Consider the following 24,485-nt stretch of genomic DNA (forward strand, 5'->3'; position numbering starts at 1 on the left):
ACATGAAAATAGGCATTTCCACATTTACGCATGGGGACAACTATGGGCAGAGGCTCCAGAACCTTGCTGTCCAAGAAACTCTCAAACTCTCGGGTGCAGATGTCCTTACGTTCAGACAGAAGGACTCGAGATCTGCCAAATACAAGCTCAAGTCTTTGGCTTCGCTCATTCCAAAGGGGCTTGCCGTTGCCCACATCCAGAGGCATCGTTCGTTTGAGGATTTCAATTCCCGTAACATTTCCTTTAGCCGGGAGGTTATATCTGATTCCAACCCTCCACGTGACATTAAATCCTATGACTTTTTCGTTGCTGGGAGCGACCAAGTTTGGTCTCCGTATTCCCCTGACGCTAACTCCACTATGTTTCTCACGTTTTCGCCAAGAGAAAAGCGCATTGCTTTTTCGCCAAGCTTGGCAGCTCCGACGATTCCCGAGGAGAAGCGTGAGCTGTTCCACGGCTATTTCGACGGGTTTGATAGGCTGTCCGTTCGTGAGCAGAAGAGCGCCGAGCTTATAAACAGTCTGTACGGCTTAAAGGCCGAGGTGTTGATTGACCCAACACTGATGTTTGACGGCTCCTGGTGGGAAAGGTATGAAAAAGAGCCGCACTGCGGGCTTCCAAATGATTATGTATTGACGTACTTCCTCGGGAGTGCAGCTTACGAAGAGAGGGTTGCCGAAATCTGTGATTCACTTAGCTGCAAGAGGGTCGATTTACTAGGGGATGCGCGCTACTACGCCCTCGGGCCTTCAGAGTTCCTCTATGCCGTCCGTCACGCAAAGCTTGTAGCGACAGATTCATATCACGGATCAATTTTCTCGATCTTGTTCGGGAAGCCGCTGATTTATTGCCCTCGTGAGTCCACTGGTCCAGACATAAGCAGCCGATTCGACACGCTAGCCAGCGAGCTGGGTGTTTCTTTCGTTGAGCGGTCAATTCTTTCCGTATGTAATTCGGAACTGCTCGAGAGTGACTATTCAAAGGCGTATGACAGGTTGGCAGCTCAGAGGAAGATCGTTGTTGAATTCCTCGATAGATGTGGATTGAGCATTCCCTCGGAGGCCGCCCGTGGCTAGCCAGCGTAAGGCGGGCGCCCTCCTCGGCTACGCCAACATCCTCGCAAAGAACCTCGTCAACCTCGTCTACACGCCGATGCTACTGTCCTACGTGGGGCAGGCGGACTACGGCGTCTTCCAGAGTTCGAACTCCTTTGTCTTCTCGCTGACGCTCCTGTCCTTCGGCTTCTCCGAGGCCTACGTGCGCTTCTACACGCAGACGGTGGCGCACGGCGGCGAGCGCGACATCCGGCACCTGAACGGCATGTACCTCACGCTTTACGTCGCCGTCACAGCCGCGGCGGTCGCCCTCGGCATGGGCTTCTCCGCAAACGCGGGCGCGGTGTTCTCGGCCGGGTTCACCGAGGCGCAGGTCTCGCTCGCCCGGGAGCTGCTCGCCATCATGACGCTCAACGTCGCCTCGACGTTGTTCACCGTCGTGTTCAATTCCTACATCACGGCGCACGAGCGCTTCGTCTACCAGCAGACCAGGCAGCTCGTCACCACGCTTGCGACGCCGCTGTGCGCCTGGGCCCTGCTGGCCGCCGGTATGGGGCCCGTGGGCGTTGCTCTAGCACAGCTCGCGCTGAACCTCGTCCTGCTCGCCCTCAACGCGCGCTACGCCATCGTCGTGCTGGGCATGCGCTTCGAGCTCAGGGGTGCCGACTGGGGCGTCATGCGCGGCATCGCCGCCTTCAGTGCCTGGATCTTCGGTAACCAGGTCTGCGAGATGGTCAATCAGAGCGTGCCCAACATCATGCTGGGGGCCATCTCGGCCGCGACTGCGGTATCTCTGTTCGCGGTGGCCGTGAACATCCGCCAGGTCTTCTACTCGCTCTCCACCACGATGTCGAACGTCTTCATTCCGAAGGTCAACCGCATCGTCGCCACCTCGGACGACAACGCCGAGCTCACTCGCCTTATGACGCGCGTGGGCCGCTACCAGATGGTACTGTTTTGCTGGGTGTACGGAGGTTTCGCTATTCTCGGGAAGTTTTTCGTGACGAGGTGGGCGGGCCCGGGCTTCGCCGAGGCCTACTGGCTCGTGCTCGCCATGACGCTACCCGTCATGGTGCCCCTCTGTCAGAACGTCGGCATCGAGACCCAGAGGGCCAAGAACATGCACCACGCCAGGAGTCTCGTCTACCTTGCGATGGCGGTCGGGAACGTTGCCTTCACCGCCGCGGCCGCCCCGGCGCTGGGGCCGTGGGCCCCCGCGATCGCCTATGTCGTCAGCATCGTGCTCGGCAACGGACTGCGGATGAACTGGTACTACCAGAAGCGGGTCGGTCTCGACATGCTCTTTTTCTGGAAGCGGAACCTGCCGGTGCTGCTCGCCTGGGCTGCCGTCACCGTCGCCTGCCTCGCTGGCAGGGCGGTCCTGCCCGTCAACGGATGGCCCGCGTTCCTCGAGTGGGGCGCCGTTTACAGCGCGCTTTTCGCCATAGCCCTTTGGCTCGCCGTCCTAACGAAGGACGAACGTATCGCGGTCGTCTCTCGTCTCCCGTTCCTTAGATAGGGTCCATCATGAATGATTCCGAGAAATCCCCGAGGGTCGTCTCGCTTGGCGACCGTTGCTGCGGCTGCGGCGCGTGCGCTGCCCGCTGCCCCAAGTCATGCATCTCCATGGAACCCGATGATTGTGGCTTCCTACACCCCACCGTCGACGCCTCCGGGTGCGTAGGCTGCGGGGCGTGCGACGCCGTATGCCCGGCGCTCAACGCCCCTGGGGAGGACGGGTGCGAGTTCGCCCTCTGGGCGAAGGCTCATGACGTCGGCTTGCTCGATAGATCGTCGTCGGGCGGCGTGTTCGGTCTACTCGCCGGTGACGCTCTCTCGCGCGGCGGTGTTGTGGCGGGCGCCGCGTGGACGGACGGTTGCCGCGAGCTTCGTCACGTGCTCGTGGAGGACAGGCCGGCGCTCGGCGCCGTTATGCGCTCGAAATACGTTCAGAGCGCGGTTGGCCGCGGCGTCTTCGAGGGCGTCCGCGCTGCCCTGCGTGAAGGCAGGCCGGCGCTCTTTGCCGGTACTGCATGCCAGGTGGCTGGCATGCGCTCATACCTGGGGAAACTCGCCGACTCTGACCTCTTCCTCGGCGTCGACGTCATCTGCCACGGTGTTCCGTCTCCAGAGCTCTGGTCGCGCTGGGTCGACTACCGTGGTGAGGCCTTCGGGTCGGACGTCTGCGACGTCAATATGCGGAGTAAGACAACCGGATGGTTGTCTTTCTCCGCTATGTACAAGCACATAGCGGAGAAAGACAACACCGGGGACACCGAGTCCCAGATATTCGGCAAAGACTGGTACATGAAAGCGTTTCTGGCCAATGCGAGCCTTCGTTCGTCCTGTCTGGCATGTCCAGCAAAGCGCTCCAGCGGCGCCGATATCACGCTCGGTGATTTCTGGGGGTTCCAGAATACCCATCCCGAGGTTGACAACTCCAAGGGCGTATCTGCCGTCCTATGCAATACCGAGAAGGGCGTGCGGGCATTCGAGGCTATTTCTGGGCTTACTGCAAACGGTCCGGCGACGCTTGATGGGGTAATCGCGGGCAACCCTAGCCTCGTCCATTCTGTCACGCCTTATCCAAAGCGCGACGAGTTCTTGAACGACGTGTCTGCCGGGCTTTCCATCCCAGATCTCATGGACAAGTGGGATTTCCGTCCCACTCTCTGGCAGCGTGTCCGCGGCAAGCTTGGTGGTATTAAACGACGACTAAAGAGACTCGTTGGAAGGAGAGCCTAGATGGCCAAGGATCGCTACCTTCAAGCTCTTCGTGGGCTTGCGATTTCCGCAGTGGTGCTTATCCACTGTCTTCCTCAATGTGCCGCGTCGGTCGCCATTCGCCCATTCCTCAACTTTTCTGTTGCGTTGTTCTTGTTTTTATCCGGTGTTCTTACCGACGAGCGCAAATTTAATGCGGGGGGGGGGTCTTCGACGCCGCATTAGCAAGGTTGTCGGACCTTATGCGTTCTGGAGCGTTATCTATCTTGCGGCGTTTCCCGCCCTTCATGGGCGTCTGGGTTTCTGGCGTTCGCCGTGGGCTCCGTATCGGCTCAGATGTACTATCTATTGGTCTATTCACAGCTTGTGCTGCTTACTCCGGTACTGTTCAGGCTCCTTTCACGGTATAGGTTCTTTGTCTATTCTGTGACACCGGCTTGCTTGCTTCTAAGGGAGCTCGCTGCCGTTGCCGGTATCGCATTGCCTCTAATACAGGTTTTCTGCCCCATGTGGCTCATCTTTTATGTTTTCGGTCTCGACTGGAGGCGTTGGGCTGCGCTCATTGAAGGACGAACCACTCAGCTTGTTGCAGTGCTCTTTATATTTTTAATAATTCAGGAGGTCGCAGGCTTCTGGTGGTATTTGAATGGCGATTTCAATATGGCCACAACTCAGCTTAAGCTCGGTTCTGCCGCGACCTCTTTAGCTGTGATCGCGCTTCTTATGGCGGTTCCGGGATCATTCAAGTCGCGATTATCTTCTACTTTGCTTGTTGACCTTGGGAACGCCTCTTTTGGAATCTACCTCTGCCATATACTTGTTCTCAAGGCCGTTTGGAAACTGCTTGGATTATTCGTCATTCCACTTGGTGTTTCGACATTTGCTGTTTGGGCGCTAACTCTTGCCGGATCTTATTCGCTTGTATCACTTTGCGGTCGTTATTTGCCCGAACGAATTCACATCATTGTGGGATTATAAATTGATTTTCGATACTGGCGCTTTTCATAGCGTTGAAGCAAAGTGAGTCCATTACCAACATTTGGCACGCGATCATCGGTGAAGATACCGGACTTCCTGTTTTCGAACGAGAAGATGGCTTTTTACTCAAAATGGCTGATTGGATTAACCAACCTGAAATAACCGGAATCAATCTCCCTTGGTCGAGCATTGAAAAATGGAAGGGGCAATTCAGGTAGCCATATTCCGCAGTCATTACCTTGCCTATTTCGTTAAGAATGAGGGGGTTTAGCAAAATAGGATACCCAAGTCTTATTTATCACTCGATCTAAAGCGCATTTCGATTGTAGGGGACAGATTAAATGAAAGGCATCATCCTCGCGGGCGGGTCCGGCACGCGACTGTACCCGCTCACTCTCGTGACCTCCAAGCAGCTGCTGCCGGTCTACGACAAGCCCATGATCTACCACCCGCTGTCCACGCTCATGCTGGCGGGCATCAAGGACATCCTGGTCATCTCCACGCCGACCGACCTGCCCAACTTCCAGCGCCTGCTGGGCGACGGCTCGCGCTTCGGCGTGAACCTCTCCTACGCCGAGCAGCCCTCGCCGGACGGCCTGGCGCAGGCCTTCACCATCGGCGAGGAGTTCATCGGCGGCGAGCCCTGCGCGCTCGTGCTGGGCGACAACATCTTCTACGGCAACGGCCTGTCGCGCCACCTGACGCGCGCCGTCCAGAACGCCGAGTCGGGCCGCGCCACGGTCTTCGGCTACCACGTGGACGACCCCGAGCGCTTCGGCGTCGTGGAGTTCGACGGCGAGGGGAGGGCCGTCTCCATCGAGGAGAAGCCCGCCGAGCCCAAGAGCTCCTACGCCGTCACCGGCCTGTACTTCTACCCGGGCGACGTGTCCTCCCGCGCCGCCGAGGTGAAGCCCTCCGCACGCGGCGAGCTGGAGATCACCACGCTCAACCAGATGTATCTGGAGGAGGGGACGCTCTCCGTGGTGACCCTCGGCCGCGGCTACGCGTGGCTGGACACCGGCACCATGGAGTCGCTCCACGAGGCGGCGGAGTTCGTCCGCGCCGTCGAGCACTCCCAGGTCCTACCGGTCTCGGTGCCCGAGGAGATCGCCTGGGAGAACGGCTGGATCGACACGGCGCGGCTGGAGGAGGCGGCCGCGGCCTACGGCAAGTCGGTCTACGGCCAGCACCTGAAGAAGGTCGCCGCCGGCGAGATCGTCAACAGCCCGCGCGAGTACTAAACGATTCAATGGGAGATACAGATATGTCTGAAGAGCTCTTCGAGCCCAGGAACATCATCGTCACGGGCGGCTGCGGCTTCATCGGCAGCAACTTCGTGCATTACGTGGTCGACAACCACCCCGGGGTGCACGTCACCGTCCTGGACAAGCTGACCTACGCCGGCAACCCCGAGAACATCGCGGGGCTGCCCTCCGACCGCGTGGAGCTCGTCGTGGGCGACATCTGCGACGCCGGGCTGCTGGACCGCATCGTCCCGGGCCACGACGCCATCGTGCACTACGCCGCCGAGAGCCACAACGACAACTCCATCGCCGACCCGGAGCCCTTCCTGCGCACCAACGTGGAGGGCACCTTCCGCCTGCTGGAGGCCGTGCGCAAATACGGCGTCCGCTACCACCACGTCTCCACCGACGAGGTCTACGGAGACCTGGCGCTCGACGACCCGGCCAAGTTCACCGAGGAGACGCCGTACCGCCCGTCCTCGCCGTACAGCTCCACCAAGGCGTCCTCCGACATGCTCGTGCGCGCCTGGACCCGCACCTACGGCCTGCGCACCACGATCTCCAACTGCTCCAACAACTACGGACCCTACCAGCACGTGGAGAAGTTCATCCCCAGGCAGATCACGAACATCGTCGACGGCGTCCGCCCCAAGCTCTACGGGAAGGGCGAGAACGTGCGCGACTGGATCCACACCGAGGACCACTCCTCGGCCGTCTGGGACATCCTGACCAAGGGCCGCATGGGGGAGACCTACCTCATCGGCGCAAATGGCGAGAAGAACAACATCACGGTCCTGCGCATGATCCTTGCGGCCATGGGCCGCGACCCCGAGGACTTCGATTGGGTCGCCGACCGCCCCGGCCACGACCGCCGCTACGCCATCGACTCCACCAAGCTCCAGCGCGAGCTCGGCTGGAGGCCGGCGCACACCGACTTCGCCGAGGGCCTCAGGGCCACCATCGACTGGTACGTCGCCAACGAGGCCTGGTGGCGCCCGGCCAAGGAGGCCACCGAGGCCCGCTACCGCGCGCAGGGGCAGTAGGGAGAGGAGAGACATGGCAGACATCGCATTCGAGAAGGACCTCTCCGTCACCGAGACGGGCATCGAGGGCCTCAAGGTAGTCGACCTGGCCGTCCACGGCGACAATCGCGGCTGGTTCAAGGAGAACTGGCAGCGCGCCAAGATGTGCGCGCTGGGCATCCCCGACCTCCGCATCGTCCAGAACAACATCTCCTACAACGACAGGAAGGGCGTCACCCGCGGCATCCACGCCGAGCCCTGGGACAAGTTCATCTCCGTGGCGCGCGGCTCGGTCTTCGGCGCCTGGGTGGACCTGCGCGAGGGCAGCGCCACCTACGGCAGGGTCTACACCTGCACGCTGGACCCCTCCAAGGCCATCTACGTCCCGCGCGGCGTGGGCAACTCCTTCCAGGCGCTCGAGGACGGCACCGCCTACACCTACCTGGTGGACGCCCACTGGTCGGCCGAGCTCAAGAGGACCTACACGTTCGTGAACCTCGCCGACCCCGAGCTCGCAATCGAGTGGCCGATCCCGCTGGACCAGGCCACTGTCTCCGAGGCCGACCTCAACCACCCGATGCTCGCCGACGTCGTCCCCATGGCGCCGAAGCGCACCCTCGTCACCGGCTGCGACGGCCAGCTGGGCCGCGCGGTGCGCGCGCTCGCTGAGGAGCGCGGCGTGGCGAAGGACTTCGACTTCTGCGACATCGACACCTTCGACATGTCCGACCCGGACGCCTACGCACAGTACGACTGGTCGCTCTACGGCACCGTGATTAACTGCGGCGCCTACACGGCGGTCGACCGGGCCGAGACTCCCGAGGGCCGCGCGACCGCATGGAAGGCCAACGCCACCGGCCCGGCCCTGCTCGCACGCGCCTGCGCCGAGCACGGTATCACCCTGGTCCACGTGTCCTCCGACTACGTCTTCGACGGCACGGCCGAGGTCCACACAGAGGACGAGCCCCTCAGCCCGCTGTCCGTCTACGGCCAGACCAAGGCCGCCGGCGACATCGCCGTGGCGGGGTGCCCGCGCCACTACATCATGCGCTCCAGCTGGGTCATCGGCGAGGGGCACAACTTCGTCAAGACGATGAAGGGACTCTCCGACCGCGTCGCCGACCCGGAGGACGGGCTCGAGCGGGTCACGGTCGTGGACGACCAGCTGGGCCGCCTGACCTTCACGCGCGACATGGCCCAGGCCATCTTCCACGTGCTGGGGACGCAGGCCCCCTACGGCACCTACAACTGCACCGGCTCCGGCGCGGTCAAGTCTTGGGCCGATATCGCCCGCGCCGTCTTCGAGGCCGCCAACGGCAACGGGGAGAATGTGGTCCCGGTCAGTACCGCCGACTACTACGCCGGCGCCGAGGGCCCCATCGCGCCGCGCCCGGTCCATTCCGCGCTCGACCTGTCCAAACTCGAGTCGACCGGCTTCCATATGCCCGACTGGCAGGAAGAGCTGGGGGAGTACCTCACTGGGCTTCTTTAAATATTTTTGGAAAGTGATTTGAGCTAAGAAAAAGCAATGCTCGTCTTCTGCACCCGCCAGGTGCTATCGAGATGTGCCACCTCGTCTACGAACTGAAGGCGCGCTTGCATGAGCTTGAGAACGCGGTGGCCATGACCGGCCAGCACCGCGAGGTGCTCGACAAGGTGCTGCGCGTCTTCGGTGTCGCGCACGACCGCGACCTGTTCTCCGTTCAGTCTGAGTTTGCGGCCATGAGCCACGACTCGAATCCCTATGGTGATGGGTGCGCGAGCGTGCGAATCGTTGACATGCTCGTACAGTAGTTAACTATGAACTGATATATGAAGCTGCTCTTTTGGAACTTAAATAAAAAAGACAATGCCGACCTTGTCCTCGCCTGTATGCGAGAGGAAGAGGTCGGCATTGCTGCTTTTGGTGAGTTTTCTGGAACTGAATTCTCAGATAAGCTCTTAAAGAGCTCTGGATATCGCCCAATGGGTTACGGTGGGTGTGACAAAGTCAAAATAATTGCCCAGGAGTCCATTGAAGTTATCGATTGCTTTGAGGAATCTCGGTTTACCGTGCTGCCGATGAAAATAGGCAAGATCTGTTTCATTATTGCCGCTGCGCATCTTGTTGACCGTATGTCTTCAGCCGATCCGGAACCAAGGCTAGTGGATATCCGTAAGATGATGGATGTGATTCACGGGTATGAAAACGAGCTATCAATTAAAAAGACGATCGTTATGGGCGACTTAAACGCAAATCCATATGATAAGGAGCTGCTTCTCCCCAATGCATTTAACGCGATGCTATTTAAAGGGTTAGTTAGAAATAAAACCGGAAGAACATGGTGCGGTGACGAATACCCCTTTCTGTATAATCCAACAATTCATTGGTTATCGGAGGAGCTGGAGAACTACGGATCCTTTTACTATTCCGGGGATTGCGCCAACCCTATTTGGAACTGTTATGACCAAGCCCTGGTAAGCCCAGAATTGATGGACTCCATTAATTCCTATAGCTATCTAAAGAGGATAGGGAATAGGGACTTGATTGCAAAAGTTCGTCCCAACAGCAAGATAAGCGACCATTTGCCGCTGTTAGTTGATATCGATTTGAGTTAGGTGAGCCGGTCATGACTTCTAGTGAAAATCCATGGGCAGAGGTGTTCACTCAGCCTCAACAAAAGAGAACAGACGGAATCATCCCATTTTTTACTGAACAGGCGAAAATGTTGTCTGGGGCTTCTAACGGTAGGGTCAAGGGGGTGTTTTCTCCGACTTTTGACGTAAACAGAACGTTATCTCCAGCATTAGAAACCATCAGCTCCATGTCAAAGATAATTCAGCATGCAGCCTCCGCAAGCGTGGCGGATCTCACTCCAAAAGTCGACCTTTTGAATGCAAATGACCTTTATAAGAAAAATGACTATTGTTTTGAGATTCGTTCGAATAGATACCGATTCAGGCTATTCACCATCGAATTTAATCCATCGTATCCTGCCATCATGACTGTCGACCGAGGCGTGTGCAACGATCTTGCAACGATATACGACCGTTATAAGTTCGAAGAGGCCGATTCGTGCAATATCACGATACAAGACGATGAAGATCTCGACAGTGTGTTCAATCAACTTCTAAAGAGCGAAAAGCTGATCTACATCTGCAACCGGCTGATGAACGAGACCGATGAGATGGCTTAGCGCTTTTACCTTTCTTTGAGTTGCATATTCGAATGCATTATTTGACAAACATCCGTAATATGAACCGTATGTCATAGTGCGGACCTTAGGCCTATATGAACTAAAATATTGCGCGGGAAACAATAGCTCCTGCGCAATATTTGTTATTTAAGGGATGCAAATGGACGAAGTGAAAAAGCTAAGTATCGCAAATTTCAACATTACATATGGACCAGATAATGATCCCATGTTGACCCACTTCCAAGACATTTTGTACCCAGCGTTCTGCAACGAACAGAAAGTTCGTACCTCCAAAAATGTCAGCTATTTCTCTGATGTTGAATTGAAGCTAATAAACTCGGAATACGTTCTCACGGGAAACCTGATCCGTGAAACTCATTATAGGGTGCGAACTATCGTTGTCGATAATGAGCTTGTTCCCTCTCCAAGCTCCGTTCCAACTGCCCCATACTCTCGATTTATTATCTATCTCAAGAGCCATAGAATGATCCTCGTCAAGAATGAGGGCCAAAGCCCCAATCTCAAGAGTTTTCAAGCCGTTTTGAGGAAAGTTGTCGATCGTTACACTCGCGAGGCCAACCGAGAAAGGGATAAGGCGGACTTGCCCCTCTTGCCGAATGCCGTAATTAATATCGTTAACATGCCCCTTCCTGATAGCATTGATGAAACTATCAAGGAATTTGCGAAAATTAAGTCAATTAATCTTCGCTTTTTCCCTTTAAACAATGATATTGATCCGGCGCCGCTGCTGGCTTATGTACGTTCAACAATGGATTCGGTTGACTCAAAAACGGGAAACTTGACTTTCAATTATCAAAAATTATATATGTCTTTTTGACTATCTTTTTATATCTTCTTAAATGTCCGCAAAGCCTTATTTTATCGGCTCTACGGGCATTTTGCTTTTGTGGTAAACCTCACATATCTAGGTCTATCTTCTTATATTTTCGCTATCAAGCGTGGTTAAAATCGTGGTAAATACTTCTATGCAATTAGACGCTGAACCTCTGATTTTGCGGTATCTATGGACGCATGAGCGTACCAATTCATTGTGATACTAATGTTTGAATGCCCCATGATATACTGTAAATCTTTTGGGTTCATGTTCTTGCTTGCCAGCCTTGTGCAGAACGTATGGCGTAGCGTATGCGGTGTGATATGTGGCAAGGGATTGTCCTTGTGGTGCTTGTTGTATTTCTTTACCATACGGACAAATAAGGCGTTGTAATCAATCGCAACTTTTGGCTTGTCCTTATGATTGACAAATAGGAAATTGCCCCGTCCGTCTATCACAAATGGTTCTGCCTTTGGGCGTTTCTTCATAACCCGTTGAAATGCCTGTATCGTTTCTCTGCTTAATGGTACTTGCCTTATTCCGCTTTTCGTCTTAGGCGTTTCAATATAATAGCCTTGTTCCTTGCTCTTTAGTAACTGGTGGTCGATAATCACAACTTCATTCTTGAAATCAATATCGGCTACTGTCAGTCCGCACAGTTCCGAGATACGAAGTCCTGTTTTTAACAGTATCAGCACATCATCATAATACTTGTGATACACATTGTCCGTCTTGATGAATGAGAGTAAGGCTTGTTCCTGTTCCTCTGTCAATGCAACTTTCTCTTTGGTATCATTTTCTAGGACTTCACTTAACTTGAAATCAAAGGGATTTTTCCTTACGCAATCGTCTTGTATGGCGATATAGAATGACGCTTTTAACGAGCGTTTATGGTTGTTAATGGTATTGTAGGAAAAGCCTTTGTCTTTCATGCGTAACGCCCATTCTTTAGCGTCAGAGGGTTTTATCGTATCAATGCTCCTAGCACCTAACTTATCCTCTTTCAATAACCGCATGAGTTGTTCCCGTTGTTTTATTGTGCTTTTCTTCACATTTGCCCTCTGTGCGTTCTGTTTGGCATAGAGTTGGCAAAGCGTCATTTTCTTGCCTGTGCTGTCGATACCGTCCTCAATATCCCGTCTTATCTGCTGTTCCAGTTCACGAAGTGAGGGTTTTTCCCGTTTTCCCTTTGGTGTCGGGTCTGTGGGTGTCAATCTCCAAGCATACACATATTTTGTGTTTCCAAATGCGTCTACATATTTATATAAGTATTTCCCGTCTGTTCGTTGGCTCTCTCCAGTATGCAGGATACGACCTTTGTTATCCCGTCTTTTTTCTTTCATGGTGTCTGCTCCTTTCCTTGTTGGAAAGAGCCTTGATATGACTTGTGTTCATCATAACACATACAAGGCTCATTTGCATTAGATTGCGTCCAATTTGTCAATAACCTGTTCAAACTGTCGGCGTTTAATCTGTATGCGGTTGCCATTCATAATGAGCCAGCCAGCGTCCTTGTTTTCCTCTGCTAAGCGTCTTAACTTGTTTTCTCCGATACGGAAATACTTTGACGCTTCTTCAATGGTAAGGGTGTATTTTTCCCATACGGGAATATCGTTGTTATTCATCAGATACCCCCTTTCCCATGTTTCGTGTCATACTGGATATAGGGGATAAGGTCGGTGCGGTTTATCCTCTGTAAATGGGCGGTTAATTTACTGGAAAGGGAATTGCTGTATCTTGCCTTATCAAGCATAGTTCCCACTTTTTCCAGTCCGCCTAATGCGTCATGTTCTTCCAAGAAGTAAAAACTTTTGACAGCGGAAATCACGCCACCCTCTGTGAGCCATTGCTGTGTTTCTTCAAGGGAATTTTGCTGTTTTGGTACTTGCAGTTTTAAGACTTCCACAGCCCCTAAAAAGCGTTCCCAAAACCGACAAGTTTTCCATCTGCTCTTATTACTTTCGTTTCTGTTTGGTACGACAAAGCGTAGGTTGTTTGCCAATAGACCGAAAGCCAGTTCTCCAAGTTCCAGCGGTCTTTCCTTGAATGTCATGGCAAAAGCATGAGCCTTATCATCACGCAGTTGCATTTCTGTCCGTTTCCAACTGCCGACTTCCTCAAGCGTCTTATTATGTTTTGAACAGACTTCCTTATCCTTATCATAAAAGCGGTAGGACAATCCCGATTTACCAGCACCGATATAAACAGTCTTTGCGGTGTCGAAATCATCAAACTTGCTTTCGTCAAAGTGGTAGCCCTCACTATTCGAGATAAATTCCTCTTTTTCGCATTTCTTCTTTATCTGCTCTATGGTAAAAAATGGCTTTTCGTTTTTATCATCAATGGCAATATCAAGCCTTGTGAAGTGGAAGTTATCCTGTCCGTATCTTCGCTCACAATGTTTGAACATATCCCCAAAAGTACAATTCCTACTGTCGAGAATACGGAAAATATCATCACACCCTCTGCCGGTCATAACAAGATAACAGCCTAACCCTTGTGGGTTATCCTCTGTTTTTCTTGCGTCGCCCGATACATAAATATCTCCAATCTGCCAGCGTGCTTGATAGGTTTTGTATTTAATGCTTGCCGGATAGACATTGAAAATGTCAGTCGGTAAACCTAAAATGTGCATGATGACATCTTCAGCAGTTGCCGTTTCAAATACAATGCTGATGTAATCAATCTTAACGGATAAATTTTTGTGTGTAGTTATAGTGCATTACTCCTTTCGTATGTCCCGTTTTTTGCGGGGTAAAAATTGTGTTTTTTCCTTTATTTATCACAGTTTCTAGGTACTATGACATGTATGCGCAGGGCGGTGTTACATATACGCCCTTTACGAACGCCTAAAGGCGTTCCCTTTCTTCCTGTGTCTGCCCCGTTCTTAACGCTCACGAGCCTTGTAAGGCTCGTGGCTAAACGGAACAGCCCAGTCAGAAATCCGATTTTCAGTCTGATAGTCCATGCCTATTCATGCTATCAAAGTGAAAATATCTATTCTATATGCTTACTCAAGCGTGTGATTGACCCTAGCGTGCTTAATCGCTCTATCTAACACGATAATAACGCCATTAGAATTACTTGTCAAGAAGTTTTTGTTGACTTTTGGATATAGATTAAGTATGATATGCTTATAAACGTCAAAAAAAGCAACGAAAGGAGCGGTTATACTAAGTTATGGAGCATTATGAAAAGAAAATCAGTTTCTTAGGAGAGAACATACAAACCATAAGAAAATACAGAGGAATGAAACAACAGGAACTTGCGGACAAAATCGGTATCAATATGCAGAGCCTTTCCAAGATTGAACGTGGTGTGAATTATCCTACCTTTGATACATTAGAAAAGATAATGGACGTGCTGGGTGTAACCCCAAATGAATTACTGTCGGGAGAATGGAAGTATGTTAATCAAGCCGAAAAGGAAGTCTGCCAGTTTTTAAGAATTGAAGAACGACTAAATGCAGAATTAAAACATGGGCATTATGACAACTTCTTTGACAGCGAAGAAGAATGGCTGGAATATGAGTTGAAAAAGTTACGGGAATATATTACCGACTACATCAACGGAAAAAGCATTGTAGCGTCCGACCTTTATCCAATCAAAGAATTTATCCAGCATTTGAAGTTTCAAAAACTGTTAGACCACTATGATGATTTATACAGCATAGATATGTTCGGTGAAAGCATAGAGGGACATAAATATAGGACACCTTATCAAGTCGTAAAAATGATAAACCCCAATTCAAAAGAAGATATGGAATTATTACGGGAAGTATTGAAAAATAACGATTTTGATGATGAGGACGAGTAACCCTTTTCCTCTTTGTAGAAGATACAGCAAACAAAAAGCCCAGTAAAGAGTGCAAAGCACCACCAATGGTGGCAAGGCTCTTGACAGGGCTTTTCCTTTACTGTTTGTGGCAGACAAGAGGAAGAAAGGGACAAAATCTGATTTGTAGTAAATTATATAAAAACGATATGAGATGTATTTGTATCATTTTCTTGTTGACACCATTTATATTAAGTGATATATTTGTCTTATAAAGATACAAAAACATCACATTGAAAAGAGGGATGATTATGACAAAAAAACAAATGAAACAAGTTATCTTTATGGGAGTAGGGTGTGTAATATTACTGATTGCAGGGATAATTTACTCTTTATTATTTAACGACGCACGCTGGGTTAAAAACATGGATATGTCTAATTATGTATTTTCCATAAAGGATATACCAATGTTGATAGTCGGTGCTTTGATAGCTATTTATGTCTTATATGTAACAGTTATCTTCTTTAAAAACGCCTTTTCTAAAAATTTTAAAGACAAAAACTATTCAAGAACAGTATCTTCATATTGGGGACTGTGTGGAATATTTGGATTTCTAGGTTTTAGCGGTTTTTGGACTTATTTTGAATATGGGAAAATATATCCTTTTGTATTCTTTATATTTTTTGGCTTTTTCGGCTTTTTCTTTGAAGGAAAACTTTCTCACACTTTAGAAGATGAACTTTTTTTAGAAAATAAAAGAAAAGCAGAAATAAACGCCTATAAAGTAGGATTTAAACTTCTCTTTATAGTCATTTGGCTTATGGCAATAGGAATGTTTTCTCGTAATGTGGAATGGTGTGCAATTTTTATGCTCATTTCTGTTTCACTTATCTATGCTTTAGTCATTTTTCTTAGCAACTATTTATTATACCGCTACGAAAAAGGAGAATAAGTCATGGTAGAAGATTTCATGTGCAACTTAAAGGTATATCGTGTAGCACAAGGTTTAACACAAGAACAACTGGCAGAAAAAGTCGGGGTTCGTAGAGAAACAATTATGAGGTTGGAAAAAGCACAATACAATCCATCTCTAAAACTGGCGATTGATATTTCACGGGTTCTCAATGCACCGATAGAAGATATTTTCATTTTTAAATAAGATAGTGGTAGTAAATTCGGTTCTATGTGATATTGGGAACAATAGAATATTAAGTTTTACATCAATATAAGAGTAATGCAACTATAATGTTAATTTGTATTGCTTGGAGGAACAATACCTGATGAAGATGATAATGATGTCATCGCAGAACAACTTGCAAAAATCAGTGAACAGATGGCAATTAAGAATAGGCGTAGCAAAAAAATTTGGAAAATTGCTGGGGTTATATTCCTAGTAATTGTGCTATTGAATATCCTCTTGATAATATTTAATATGTCAGTATCTAAAAACGTTTCAACAGATAGTAGCACCACTTTCATAGAAATAGGTGAAGATGATGTGATTGATGTAGAATAATTTCCAACATACAATCCCAGTTTGACAACTTTATATCCATACACACAAAGCAGTTAGTCTTAGGATTGACTGCTTTTTAACAAAAGACACCACTCAGGTGTAAAGGGTGTCTTTTTAGTGCTATTTTATTGTCATATCAAGGCTCATTCAATTGTGGTAAATTCGTGGTAAATTAAATAATTTTCTATACTTCAAAGTGCTTGAAAGTATAGTGTTTATGCGGATAATCGCAAATTAGATATAAAATTTCTCCTAAATCAGCTAACGGAATCTCTGATCTTTTTCAAGATAGCATCGCTTCTGGCGTTGCATCAGCAACGGTAACTGGTGAAAAGCAAGATGGCACAAAAGTAAAAATCACTGACAACCAACTTGGTTCTGAACTTCAGATTCCAAGTGCTGGAAATTTAAGTGCTGACGATGACGAAAGAATTGCAAATTACTGCAAGAGTCGCAATTATTTACCTGAAGCAAGTGAGGATAATACAGCTCTATATGGCAAAGCACTCAATATCCTCGAATTGCTTGTTAATAAAATTTAGAAGGGTTTCTTAATGCCTGACGGTCTTTCCCAAATTGCCGTAGTTAGAAGCTCTGGCGAACTAATCAGTGACGCACTTCGCGAGTTAAAGCCCGTAAAAGGAAACCTACCAATCTCCATTGGAGTTTCAGCTATCTCCCTGGTTCTTTCGTTAAACATGCTTAATGCTTCGAATACCGTTGAGTTAATAGTGAACTTATCCACGACGTTAAAGGATGTGTTCTTGGGTTTATTCGGAGTAGCGCTCTCTATTTTTGCGATCTTTTTCAGCTTGCTTGATGGTAAGCATGTTCGTGGGTTAGCTTCACAAGGAGGCAACCCACTATTGAATTACCTTCGCTACTACGAGAATGCACTTGTTTTATTTGCAGTCGCTTTTACGTTAAGTCTTCTAATCTCTCTACTCGACCAGGCTACGATTTATAAAATGACAGCGATGATTTGCTGTGACTATTATGTTGAAGCAGCTGTCTGTTTTATGTATCTAGCCCTCTCGTTTCGAATAGTGTGTGAAACAAAATCACTCCTATATAACACTTTTGTATTCACAAGAGCATTTATTTGTCTAAAGGGACGCGAAGGAATGTCTAAGACTCATGCCGACGCGGCACCGAAACAATAATTTGACCGTGAGATTATCGTTGCCGTATAAATCGAGTCGCTTTTTATCGAATCTGTAGGCATAGCCTCAATTGATGTGGCGGGACTACTTCCTTTCACCGACTGGCAAAACGATTTACACCTAATTTCGGGATTCGTTTACATGCAATTCGTTCGCTACTCGCCCGATCTCGCTACACTAATAAGCGCTGCTACCAGGTATTTTCTGGTACAGCTTCTATTGGCTCCTGCGAAGATCGGAGCGGTTATGTTTGCTGCCGCGTTCCACACTAGCCGTCACTACATCCTGTTTACCGCCATGGCCTGCCTATGCGTTTTGCTGGGCGGGCCTTCTTATGCCGCGGGTGCGGAGAGCCTCATCATTGCCGGCGCGACATACTACGAGCCGGGCGTCTCGGGCCCCGGTTGGGCCTGGACCGATGCCGACCACCTGGAGCTCAGCGGCTTTTCCGGTGAGGCCATCGGCGCCGATGGCGATTTGGTGGTGACCCTGACTGGGCAAAACTCCGTAAAGGAGATGCAATCGTCCATCGTGGACATTTCGCAGTGCGGTCTGGAGGTGTGGGGCAACCTGACGCTCCGCGGCACCGGATCGCTAACGGCCACGGGATCGCAGTGCGGGATTCACGCGTTTCAGGCATTGGTGGTGGACGGCTGCACCGTCAATGCCCAGGCCGACGGGGCCGGCATTGAGGACGAGGTCGTGGCCGGCCTGGTCGCGGGTCGTCTTGTTGTTCGCGGTGGCGGGCGCGTTGTTGCCGCGGGCGCGGGCTCCGGAGCGGGCGTGCGCGCTTACGGCGCGTATCTGCTAGACGAGGACCCCGGCGATGGCGTGCCCTTTGGGACGCTTGCCGTCGACGCCTCGTGGCTAGATGCGACCGGCGCCGACGGCGGCGTTGGCTGCCTGGCCGGGTCGCTTACGTCCGCGCGCTTTGTGGCGCCCGCCGGTGGGACCTTTGGGGCTAGAGGCGTGTTGGATGCCGACGGGACCGTGGCCACGCATGTGGTGATCGAGCCCCAGGGGGCTACGAAGCCGGCGGGGGAGACCGATGCGCGCGATGTGCCGGGCGATGGCGGCGAGCCTGCCTCCGGCACCGATCATGCTGCGGGGGAGTCTGGTTCGGGAACTGCAGCGCGCCCAGAGGTCAAGCCCGCAGCTGCGACAACAACGACCACCACGGTGACTAAGACCTCGGTCACCAAGGACGCTAAGCCCAAGGCCGCAACCACGACAACCGCCTCACTCCCCAAGACCGGCGACAACTGCTTGATCGCAGCGTCAATGACGCTTTTCCTTCTTGGCATAACGCTCCTAGGCGTCGCGATTCTCCGATATAACGTCCAATAAGTTTATTGCTGACAACGTTTTGAATCTGAGCTTTCGGCTGACTCTTAAAGCCAGTGCAATCGGTTGGCATCTGCTAAAACCGTTTTTGCTCTCAGTCTTTTGTTAAAGTACGCATGATGAATTCATGTCCGCCCGCTATGAAACAATTTGTCGTGTAATTAGAAAAGAATTCACTGAGGGCTAAATCGACATATATTTAAATTGGGTACATAATCAGCCCATTTAAAGTCTAGTGGATTAGTTTTGCCAACTGAGAGGAGAGCGAAAATGGAAGCGCTGAACGTTGCAAACTACATCATTGATAATTGGAGCGACAAGTTCGAGATCACAAATCTTAAGCTGAATAAGCTCGTCTATTATTCGCAAGTCGAATCGTTGCGCAAATACAATCATCCGCTTTTCGATGATATTATCGAGGCTTGGCAGTATGGTCCAGTTGAACCTGTGGTCTATCATACGTTCTCCTCGTATGGCCGAAACTGCATTCACAAATCGGCTGGCTCAGCGATACTTGACGAGATGTCTAAAAACCTCATCGATTCTGTGATGAATAGACTTGGCATGCTCTCTGCATTTGATTTGGTCACCTTGTCACACAAGCCAGATGGGGCATGGGCGAGTGTATATTCGCCGAACATGGATAACCCCATCACTCCGGATGCAATTCTTGCGTCTAATGATGGCTTGGACAATAACGACGTCGTAACAATCGATCAGGCCGTGCAATCGACAATTGCAGCCATGCCCAATGCGCTGAGGCTTTTGGAGAACTCCTAATGTCCACCACGATGGGGCAAGCGCCTTCTTTCGATCCCCTTGTATTTGATGACGAGGAAGCGATAGAGGCGCTTGCCTCTTCTGTAATGCAGCTGCATGAAGGCTTGCTTGCGTTTGGAAAATGCTACACAACCTGTATGACGGGCGACGGGGCCACCCTTATACATGGTCGAATTGAATCTGTTCTATCAAACGCATTTTGCACCATCTTTGGGCAGTCCCCGATTGATAGATTTTCGGACATATTCGACCAGGCTAGCTATATTTCGGAACACATGGTAAAGGACCACATCTTTGAGGATGGAAACAAGAGGACTAGCCTAGTTTTCGCCTTTGCCATTATTAGAGTGAGAAACGTTTCGGTGGACTTTTCCGATAACCCAAATCCTGAAGATAACCCCTACTATGAATGGATTCAGGACCTTGTCTCCGGAAAACGCACGCGCGAAGAGCTCGCAGGCGAGCTGCGAAGGAACAGCAAGCCTACGAGGCCTTAGAGACTTCTTGGCTTGATTCTGGGTACCGCAAATCGCTTCGATGCACGATCCATCGCTACCGGCTGAATTAACTATCGTTCACACGTAGCGAGCAAAAATCAGAAAGCGATATCGTCACCAACCCGCCGGAGCACATGCACCCGCCCTTCCGCAAAAGCATCGAGCAAGATAAAGTGCGTATCCATGAAGCATTGTAAGCAGGACGAGGAGCTTGCGAACACCGGCCCGCGGCCGTTTCCTACCAAAGCTCCCAACCCGGAGACCCTCGAGGCAATCCGCGAAGGCGATGCGTTTCTTGCGACGGGGAAGTCCGGTCGCTTCGACAACGGCGCTGATCTTATTAATGCGGCTCTAAAAGCTCCTGAAGTGTGAGATAGTTCAATCCCTAATGAAACAACCATTCCAGAAGTTCAGGTCTTATTGGAATAATTCAATTCACATCACATTGCGCTTAAGCAGTTATTTATACTCAAATTCAATCATTAAGGAGGCGGCTATGCTTTGGAGCTATGTTCAGCTTGACGACGGCACTCAATTTGCCTATTCAGAAACAAGAGAAGACGGAACTGTCCGCGTAGCTGTTGAGCGTCCGGTCGACTTTGGCTTTGACCACGCAGAATGTTTCTTACCCGCGGTTGAATGGTTCAACGTCGAAGGGTTTTCTGCTGACGATCTGAATTTCTTGACTGAGTTCGTTAGAACAAACGCCCCGTTTATCTTCGAGCTCGCAGAACGCCAAAAAGCCGGACCGGCGGTGGCATAATGCCTCGGATTCTTATATTTGGACAGTTTGTTCTTTTCTTTTGGATTGCCGAAAACGGAGAACCAGTTCACATCCACGTAGGAGTAAAAAGAGCCGCTGCCAATTCGACTAAGTTCTGGCTAACCAAAGACGGTGGCTGCAGACTTGCCAACAATGAAAGCAAGATTCCAGCTAAGGACCTCAGAGACCTTTCGAAACTAATTACCATGAACCATCGATACATCTGCGACAAGTGGCGTGAAATCTTTGGCAACGACTCCCTGACGTTCTATTGCTAAACTGCCTGCCTATGAGTTTTGCTGGGTGGCAACGATGAAATCGCAACGATTGACCTGACCGTTCAATCGACAATTGCAGCCATGCCTAATGCATTGAGGCTTTTGAAGAACTCCTAATGTCTCACAAAATGAGGCAACCGGCCCGCGCATACAGTGAGATGTATCTCGAGGACGCTATGAGAACGCTGGGCGAGGCAGTCGATTTCGCCCTCTGTGACCAGGGGTTGAATCCGACAGAACTGACGGCGATTCTTTCGAGCTCTCTAGAGATGAGGCAATTTGAGCGCGGTATGCCACGCGTCATCTGCGGCATGTCGGGCGACGAGTTCGCGCGTGAAATTATCGGGAGTTAAACTCCGCGCCATACAGCTCTACGAGCAAAACCAACTCGACCTGCGCCGCGCCTCGGTTTCCTCGGTATTGGCGCTCGCAAACACCCTGGGCTGCGCCATCGAAGACCTCGTCTGGCAACCGATTGCTCTGGAGTACGACTCTTCCCTTGGCTTCCGCTCGTAGACAGGCAGGATTAACGTGCGGAAGCTGACTCAAAAGAACAGGGCTGGCGAGGTACGCACCTCGCCAGCCCTTCATTGCTACGATCTTCCGAGCCATTTTTTCATGGCTTGATTGCTAAAACGCCCGATGCGTTTGCTTTTAGCGCGCTTGGGATCGCGCTCTCTTAACTTCGCTGCGTATTCACTATTGGAATTAAGAATGACATCCCAGTATTTCGCCCAGGAAACAAAGTAGTGCCAGCGAGGGTCGACCCTCTTGCCGTCGTCCTCCAGATCCTCGGCCTTCTTAGCGATTTCGCTCCGCCACGGCTCTGGCACATAAGGGTCAAATGGTTTCACGCTAACGGTAAACGGCCCGTCGCTCATTGGTAACGTAATGTCAAAGGATTGATCTTTTACGTCTTTAACAGCTTGTGGTTCAATGCCCAGCTCTTCGATAAGAGCCCTGAAGAAGGCATAGTTATCGGATTTGATTACGGATTTGTCTTTGGGAATGCCATCATTTTTGATGCAGTCAATAAAGCAATCCGCGAGCTTGTAGGTATCATTGTCTTCCTCACTCTCCTTAGTCAGCTTATTTAATAGATCATCTAGCGCCTCTGCTCCAAATTCACAAGCCCAAAGGTCAAGATCGAGCAGGGGTTTGACCTTCTTCATTTCCTCTTTGCGACTATCAAAATAGCGTTTGCGACCATTCTTGCTGACCGTTTTCTCATCAGAACTCATGGTTGCGTCCTTTCTCGATTAGACTCCGCAGATACAGCAGGGCAAGACCTGCGGTCGTCCAAATTTATTACATATCAAATTGTCGCATAGCGAACGGACAACAACGCGCGGCTTATCTGCCGCCCCGAGACCTCGTGGATCAACCGATAAATGGTGGTTTAGCTGCAAGTTTGCCTGTTTGTTTGGTTGCGTTCGCACGGCATGCTCCTGCGAATTTAAAATCGGGGGCAAAAAGTTCTTGGTAAACCACGCGCGGCTATGTTAGTATCTCTTTTGCCGAAAGGCGACGGGCGATTGGCTCAGGGGTAGAGCATATCCTTCACACGGATGGGGTCACAAGTTCGAATCTTGTATCGCCCACCATCAAAAGCGCAGGTCAGAGGTGTTAAGCCTCTGACCTTTTTCTTTATGACACCAAGGGTGACACCAAAAGTGACATCAAATAATGATTCGAATCGAAAAGTCGGCGCACTTTTGGCTATCCGAAACAGCTTTCACAATCCCAGCAAACGTATAAAAATATCCGTTCCGGCTCACGATAGGTGACGTCATCGAGCGTTTTGGAAAATGCGTCTGCGTTCATTCGCTGAATTCTCTGCGTAATCTACGCGCAATTATGGAAATGGAGACCACTGGCCCACGGCTCGTACCAGCACATTCTTGCCTCGTGACAAGCTTTCAACACAACCCGTCCATCTTCTGGCCAGTGTTTGGTCAGCTTCCGGTACTTACCCGCATGATGACCCCATAGATAATCGAGCTCGCCCATAATCCACACGGCCCGCGGCCGAAACCAGGGGAGGCCCACATGGACGAGATCGTCTGCGCAAACACCGCATTTCGCTACTGGCGATGCCCGCCCCAAGTACGCGACCTCTACCCGCGACTGCCGAGTTCCGATGACGGCTGGCGAGCCCTATCCCAAACCCCTTTCGTAACCGACGTCCTCAAGACCCCGATTATCGCCGTTGCATCGCCAGGTTGTTGTAATCACCACTCGGGATTGCGCTCCACTATTCGCTGGGAAGGGGCATCGGATGCCGGCACAACAATCGACACTCATTTAGGCTTTAGTGTCACCAATCCGCTTAACACCTTATTCACTATGACACGTTTTGTGTCTCAAATAAATCTCGTACTGGCTATGTACGAACTATGCGGCTGGTTTTCTGTTTTCGAGCCGACTCCCGCTGTCGAAATGCAGTTAAAAATGGCGGTAGAGGTGAATCGCAATTCCAACACGCGGGATCTGTTCGAACTTGGAGAAGGCGAAGACGATGTTCCTTGGAAACGAGTTTATGCCCGCGCAACGGTAAAGGTCCCAGATAACGAAGGCCAAACGAACAAGCGTAAGGATGGAAGAGAGGTTACGAAACTCAAAGGTACTTCTCTTTGGATGAGAAAGCCGCTCATCGAACTGAGCGACCTGCATCGATTCGCCGACAAGGTCAAAGGTCAAATGTGGGGAAAGCAGTTTTATGATGCCGCCCAGCAGGTTATCGGCATTGCTGCGTCTCCGCTCGAGGTCGCGGGAGTCCTGCTTCTAAGTCGTTCTCGACGTCTAGGTGGTGCGGGATTCAGCTACGTGTACCTCAACGATTTAACCCCTCTATCCTTGGCAGCCCAAAACATCGCAGGTCAAAAGGTTTGCTACGGAGACATCATGATTGTAAACCCAGTCCTAATGAAGGCGGTAATTATCGAGATCCAAGGTGAAGTCATCCATGGATCAGGCGCGGTGCTTGAGCACGATGCGGAGCGCATGACGGCGCTCCAGAGCATGGGTTTTGACGTGTTCCTGGTAACCCACGATATGCTTAACGACAAAAAGCAGTTAGACACCATAGTCAAAAGCGTCTGCAGTCGCTTGGGGATTCGATATAAAGCCAAATCCGAGGCAATGAAGTGCGCCGAGACGCGACTGCGAGCAAATGTTTTGTGCAACTGGTTGGAAATTGGAAATTAGCCGGCGACATGGCGCTAGAACGACCTAGTTTGCCTGCCAGTGAATTAGTTTCATTTCAAAACTATGCCGGATTACGGGGCCGGACCCGGGCCGGCCGTCCGTACCCTGCATTTCACGGAATGCGCAAG

The 24,485-nt window shown here is 50.8% G+C and carries 29 protein-coding genes and 1 tRNA gene; 26 read left to right on the forward strand and 4 right to left on the reverse strand.

Going from position 1 to position 24,485, the window contains the following annotated elements; translation table 11 throughout:
* Window positions 1-2: 2 nt before the first annotated feature.
* The 12 genes from I1969_RS04580 (at window position 3) to I1969_RS11005 (ending at window position 11,037) form a co-directional block, all read left to right on the forward strand.
* Entirely contained in the window at window positions 3-1,076 is a 1,074-nt protein-coding gene (locus I1969_RS04580) for a polysaccharide pyruvyl transferase family protein (RefSeq protein ID WP_195233259.1), read from the forward strand.
* Window positions 1,069-2,574: a lipopolysaccharide biosynthesis protein gene (locus I1969_RS04585; protein WP_195233262.1), complete on the forward strand. Its 1,506-nt coding sequence runs from the start codon at window positions 1,069-1,071 to the stop codon at window positions 2,572-2,574. The genes I1969_RS04580 and I1969_RS04585 overlap by 8 nt, the downstream gene beginning before the upstream one ends.
* Before the next feature lie 8 nt (window positions 2,575-2,582).
* Entirely contained in the window at window positions 2,583-3,800 is a 1,218-nt protein-coding gene (locus I1969_RS04590; protein ID WP_118225747.1) for a Coenzyme F420 hydrogenase/dehydrogenase, beta subunit C-terminal domain, read from the forward strand.
* On the forward strand, window positions 3,801-4,004 hold the full coding sequence (locus tag I1969_RS04595; protein ID WP_117797931.1) for a hypothetical protein: 204 nt from the start codon (window positions 3,801-3,803) through the stop codon (window positions 4,002-4,004).
* Between the two features lie 24 nt (window positions 4,005-4,028).
* Window positions 4,029-4,757, forward strand: a complete 729-nt coding sequence (locus I1969_RS04600; protein ID WP_324248645.1) for an acyltransferase family protein — start codon at window positions 4,029-4,031, stop codon at window positions 4,755-4,757.
* Between the two features lie 341 nt (window positions 4,758-5,098).
* Entirely contained in the window at window positions 5,099-5,998 is a 900-nt protein-coding gene (rfbA, locus tag I1969_RS04605) for a glucose-1-phosphate thymidylyltransferase RfbA (RefSeq protein WP_195233266.1), read from the forward strand.
* Window positions 5,999-6,021: 23 nt separating this feature from the next.
* Entirely contained in the window at window positions 6,022-7,044 is a 1,023-nt protein-coding gene (rfbB, locus tag I1969_RS04610) for a dTDP-glucose 4,6-dehydratase (protein WP_195233268.1), read from the forward strand.
* A 13-nt stretch (window positions 7,045-7,057) separates the two neighbouring features.
* Entirely contained in the window at window positions 7,058-8,515 is a 1,458-nt protein-coding gene (locus I1969_RS04615; protein WP_195233277.1) for a sugar nucleotide-binding protein, read from the forward strand.
* A gap of 71 nt (window positions 8,516-8,586) precedes the next feature.
* Window positions 8,587-8,817: a hypothetical protein gene (locus I1969_RS04620; protein ID WP_195233279.1), complete on the forward strand. Its 231-nt coding sequence runs from the start codon at window positions 8,587-8,589 to the stop codon at window positions 8,815-8,817.
* A gap of 18 nt (window positions 8,818-8,835) precedes the next feature.
* Window positions 8,836-9,621: an exonuclease/endonuclease/phosphatase family protein gene (locus I1969_RS04625; protein WP_195233281.1), complete on the forward strand. Its 786-nt coding sequence runs from the start codon at window positions 8,836-8,838 to the stop codon at window positions 9,619-9,621.
* Window positions 9,622-9,632: 11 nt separating this feature from the next.
* Entirely contained in the window at window positions 9,633-10,199 is a 567-nt protein-coding gene (locus tag I1969_RS04630) for a hypothetical protein (protein ID WP_195233283.1), read from the forward strand.
* Between the two features lie 160 nt (window positions 10,200-10,359).
* Window positions 10,360-11,037 (forward strand): hypothetical protein, encoded by a 678-nt coding sequence (locus I1969_RS11005; RefSeq protein WP_229028256.1) that lies wholly within the window; start codon window positions 10,360-10,362, stop codon window positions 11,035-11,037.
* 146 nt (window positions 11,038-11,183) lie between these two features.
* On the opposite strand, the gene I1969_RS04640 is transcribed toward I1969_RS11005, so the two are convergent.
* From I1969_RS04640 to I1969_RS04650, 3 genes are all read right to left on the reverse strand, one after another.
* Entirely contained in the window at window positions 11,184-12,377 is a 1,194-nt protein-coding gene (locus I1969_RS04640) for a site-specific integrase (protein ID WP_009243728.1), read from the reverse strand.
* A 78-nt stretch (window positions 12,378-12,455) separates the two neighbouring features.
* Entirely contained in the window at window positions 12,456-12,659 is a 204-nt protein-coding gene (locus tag I1969_RS04645; protein WP_002607397.1) for an excisionase, read from the reverse strand.
* A complete protein-coding gene (locus tag I1969_RS04650; protein WP_162776433.1) occupies window positions 12,659-13,750 on the reverse strand; it encodes a replication initiation factor domain-containing protein in 1,092 nt (363 codons plus the stop codon). Before I1969_RS04650 ends, I1969_RS04645 begins: the two co-directional genes overlap by 1 nt.
* A gap of 464 nt (window positions 13,751-14,214) precedes the next feature.
* On the opposite strand from I1969_RS04650, the gene I1969_RS04655 reads away from it, so the two are divergent.
* From I1969_RS04655 to I1969_RS11010, 12 genes are all read left to right on the forward strand, one after another.
* Complete coding sequence (locus tag I1969_RS04655; protein ID WP_195233285.1) at window positions 14,215-14,850, forward strand: helix-turn-helix domain-containing protein; 636 nt, start codon at window positions 14,215-14,217, stop codon at window positions 14,848-14,850.
* A gap of 269 nt (window positions 14,851-15,119) precedes the next feature.
* Complete coding sequence (locus I1969_RS04660) at window positions 15,120-15,761, forward strand: DUF3796 domain-containing protein (RefSeq protein ID WP_015527882.1); 642 nt, start codon at window positions 15,120-15,122, stop codon at window positions 15,759-15,761.
* A 3-nt stretch (window positions 15,762-15,764) separates the two neighbouring features.
* Window positions 15,765-15,968 carry a helix-turn-helix transcriptional regulator gene (locus tag I1969_RS04665; RefSeq protein ID WP_015527881.1) on the forward strand — a complete coding sequence of 68 codons (204 nt, stop codon included), beginning with the start codon at window positions 15,765-15,767 and terminating at the stop codon, window positions 15,966-15,968.
* A gap of 99 nt (window positions 15,969-16,067) precedes the next feature.
* Window positions 16,068-16,325: a hypothetical protein gene (locus I1969_RS04670; RefSeq protein ID WP_055157184.1), complete on the forward strand. Its 258-nt coding sequence runs from the start codon at window positions 16,068-16,070 to the stop codon at window positions 16,323-16,325.
* Between the two features lie 554 nt (window positions 16,326-16,879).
* Window positions 16,880-17,488 carry a hypothetical protein gene (locus I1969_RS04675; RefSeq protein WP_195233287.1) on the forward strand — a complete coding sequence of 203 codons (609 nt, stop codon included), beginning with the start codon at window positions 16,880-16,882 and terminating at the stop codon, window positions 17,486-17,488.
* A gap of 246 nt (window positions 17,489-17,734) precedes the next feature.
* Window positions 17,735-18,835, forward strand: a complete 1,101-nt coding sequence (locus I1969_RS04680; RefSeq protein WP_195233289.1) for a hypothetical protein — start codon at window positions 17,735-17,737, stop codon at window positions 18,833-18,835.
* Between the two features lie 267 nt (window positions 18,836-19,102).
* Window positions 19,103-19,612 (forward strand): Panacea domain-containing protein, encoded by a 510-nt coding sequence (locus I1969_RS04685; protein ID WP_195233291.1) that lies wholly within the window; start codon window positions 19,103-19,105, stop codon window positions 19,610-19,612.
* Complete coding sequence (locus I1969_RS04690; protein ID WP_195233293.1) at window positions 19,612-20,109, forward strand: Fic family protein; 498 nt, start codon at window positions 19,612-19,614, stop codon at window positions 20,107-20,109. The genes I1969_RS04685 and I1969_RS04690 overlap by 1 nt, the downstream gene beginning before the upstream one ends.
* 183 nt (window positions 20,110-20,292) lie before the next feature.
* Window positions 20,293-20,481 carry a hypothetical protein gene (locus I1969_RS04695; protein WP_195233295.1) on the forward strand — a complete coding sequence of 63 codons (189 nt, stop codon included), beginning with the start codon at window positions 20,293-20,295 and terminating at the stop codon, window positions 20,479-20,481.
* Between the two features lie 124 nt (window positions 20,482-20,605).
* A complete protein-coding gene (locus I1969_RS04700; protein ID WP_195233297.1) occupies window positions 20,606-20,872 on the forward strand; it encodes a hypothetical protein in 267 nt (88 codons plus the stop codon).
* Window positions 20,872-21,150, forward strand: coding sequence for a DUF4160 domain-containing protein (locus I1969_RS11300; protein ID WP_195233299.1), 279 nt, complete (start codon window positions 20,872-20,874; stop codon window positions 21,148-21,150). Before I1969_RS04700 ends, I1969_RS11300 begins: the two co-directional genes overlap by 1 nt.
* Window positions 21,151-21,483: 333 nt before the next feature.
* On the forward strand, window positions 21,484-21,666 hold the full coding sequence (locus I1969_RS11010; protein ID WP_229028257.1) for a hypothetical protein: 183 nt from the start codon (window positions 21,484-21,486) through the stop codon (window positions 21,664-21,666).
* Window positions 21,667-21,743: 77 nt separating this feature from the next.
* Here I1969_RS11010 and I1969_RS04715 read toward each other — a convergent pair whose 3' ends face one another.
* On the reverse strand, window positions 21,744-22,391 hold the full coding sequence (locus I1969_RS04715) for a hypothetical protein (RefSeq protein WP_195233301.1): 648 nt from the start codon (window positions 22,389-22,391) through the stop codon (window positions 21,744-21,746).
* Window positions 22,392-22,679: 288 nt separating this feature from the next.
* Between I1969_RS04715 and I1969_RS04720 the strand changes: the two genes are divergently transcribed.
* Together I1969_RS04720 and I1969_RS04725 are read left to right on the forward strand one after the other, a co-directional pair.
* Window positions 22,680-22,754 (forward strand) — tRNA-Val (locus I1969_RS04720).
* A 445-nt stretch (window positions 22,755-23,199) separates the two neighbouring features.
* Window positions 23,200-24,357, forward strand: coding sequence for a PDDEXK family nuclease (locus tag I1969_RS04725; protein ID WP_195233303.1), 1,158 nt, complete (start codon window positions 23,200-23,202; stop codon window positions 24,355-24,357).
* Window positions 24,358-24,485: the final 128 nt, after the last annotated feature.

Source organism: Collinsella aerofaciens, from assembly GCF_015548375.1.
Taxonomy (GTDB): Bacteria; Actinomycetota; Coriobacteriia; order Coriobacteriales; family Coriobacteriaceae; genus Collinsella; species Collinsella aerofaciens_AB.

What these genes read in the sequence shown, in the direction of transcription:
- I1969_RS04580 (WP_195233259.1), top strand. Translation starts at nt 3, where the DNA reads ATGAAAATAGGCATTTCCACATTTACGCATGGGGACAACTATGGGCAG.
- I1969_RS04590 (WP_118225747.1), top strand. Translation starts at nt 2,583, where the DNA reads ATGAATGATTCCGAGAAATCCCCGAGGGTCGTCTCGCTTGGCGACCGT.
- I1969_RS04595 (WP_117797931.1), top strand. Translation starts at nt 3,801, where the DNA reads ATGGCCAAGGATCGCTACCTTCAAGCTCTTCGTGGGCTTGCGATTTCC.
- rfbA (WP_195233266.1), top strand. Translation starts at nt 5,099, where the DNA reads ATGAAAGGCATCATCCTCGCGGGCGGGTCCGGCACGCGACTGTACCCG.
- rfbB (WP_195233268.1), top strand. Translation starts at nt 6,022, where the DNA reads ATGTCTGAAGAGCTCTTCGAGCCCAGGAACATCATCGTCACGGGCGGC.
- I1969_RS04615 (WP_195233277.1), top strand. Translation starts at nt 7,058, where the DNA reads ATGGCAGACATCGCATTCGAGAAGGACCTCTCCGTCACCGAGACGGGC.
- I1969_RS04620 (WP_195233279.1), top strand. Translation starts at nt 8,587, where the DNA reads ATGTGCCACCTCGTCTACGAACTGAAGGCGCGCTTGCATGAGCTTGAG.
- I1969_RS04625 (WP_195233281.1), top strand. Translation starts at nt 8,836, where the DNA reads ATGAAGCTGCTCTTTTGGAACTTAAATAAAAAAGACAATGCCGACCTT.
- I1969_RS04630 (WP_195233283.1), top strand. Translation starts at nt 9,633, where the DNA reads ATGACTTCTAGTGAAAATCCATGGGCAGAGGTGTTCACTCAGCCTCAA.
- I1969_RS11005 (WP_229028256.1), top strand. Translation starts at nt 10,360, where the DNA reads ATGGACGAAGTGAAAAAGCTAAGTATCGCAAATTTCAACATTACATAT.
- I1969_RS04640 (WP_009243728.1), bottom strand. Translation starts at nt 12,377, where the DNA reads ATGAAAGAAAAAAGACGGGATAACAAAGGTCGTATCCTGCATACTGGA.
- I1969_RS04645 (WP_002607397.1), bottom strand. Translation starts at nt 12,659, where the DNA reads ATGAATAACAACGATATTCCCGTATGGGAAAAATACACCCTTACCATT.
- I1969_RS04655 (WP_195233285.1), top strand. Translation starts at nt 14,215, where the DNA reads ATGGAGCATTATGAAAAGAAAATCAGTTTCTTAGGAGAGAACATACAA.
- I1969_RS04660 (WP_015527882.1), top strand. Translation starts at nt 15,120, where the DNA reads ATGACAAAAAAACAAATGAAACAAGTTATCTTTATGGGAGTAGGGTGT.
- I1969_RS04665 (WP_015527881.1), top strand. Translation starts at nt 15,765, where the DNA reads ATGGTAGAAGATTTCATGTGCAACTTAAAGGTATATCGTGTAGCACAA.
- I1969_RS04675 (WP_195233287.1), top strand. Translation starts at nt 16,880, where the DNA reads ATGCCTGACGGTCTTTCCCAAATTGCCGTAGTTAGAAGCTCTGGCGAA.
- I1969_RS04680 (WP_195233289.1), top strand. Translation starts at nt 17,735, where the DNA reads ATGTTTGCTGCCGCGTTCCACACTAGCCGTCACTACATCCTGTTTACC.
- I1969_RS04685 (WP_195233291.1), top strand. Translation starts at nt 19,103, where the DNA reads ATGGAAGCGCTGAACGTTGCAAACTACATCATTGATAATTGGAGCGAC.
- I1969_RS04690 (WP_195233293.1), top strand. Translation starts at nt 19,612, where the DNA reads ATGTCCACCACGATGGGGCAAGCGCCTTCTTTCGATCCCCTTGTATTT.
- I1969_RS04695 (WP_195233295.1), top strand. Translation starts at nt 20,293, where the DNA reads ATGAAGCATTGTAAGCAGGACGAGGAGCTTGCGAACACCGGCCCGCGG.
- I1969_RS04700 (WP_195233297.1), top strand. Translation starts at nt 20,606, where the DNA reads ATGCTTTGGAGCTATGTTCAGCTTGACGACGGCACTCAATTTGCCTAT.
- I1969_RS11300 (WP_195233299.1), top strand. Translation starts at nt 20,872, where the DNA reads ATGCCTCGGATTCTTATATTTGGACAGTTTGTTCTTTTCTTTTGGATT.
- I1969_RS04715 (WP_195233301.1), bottom strand. Translation starts at nt 22,391, where the DNA reads ATGAGTTCTGATGAGAAAACGGTCAGCAAGAATGGTCGCAAACGCTAT.
- I1969_RS04725 (WP_195233303.1), top strand. Translation starts at nt 23,200, where the DNA reads ATGGACGAGATCGTCTGCGCAAACACCGCATTTCGCTACTGGCGATGC.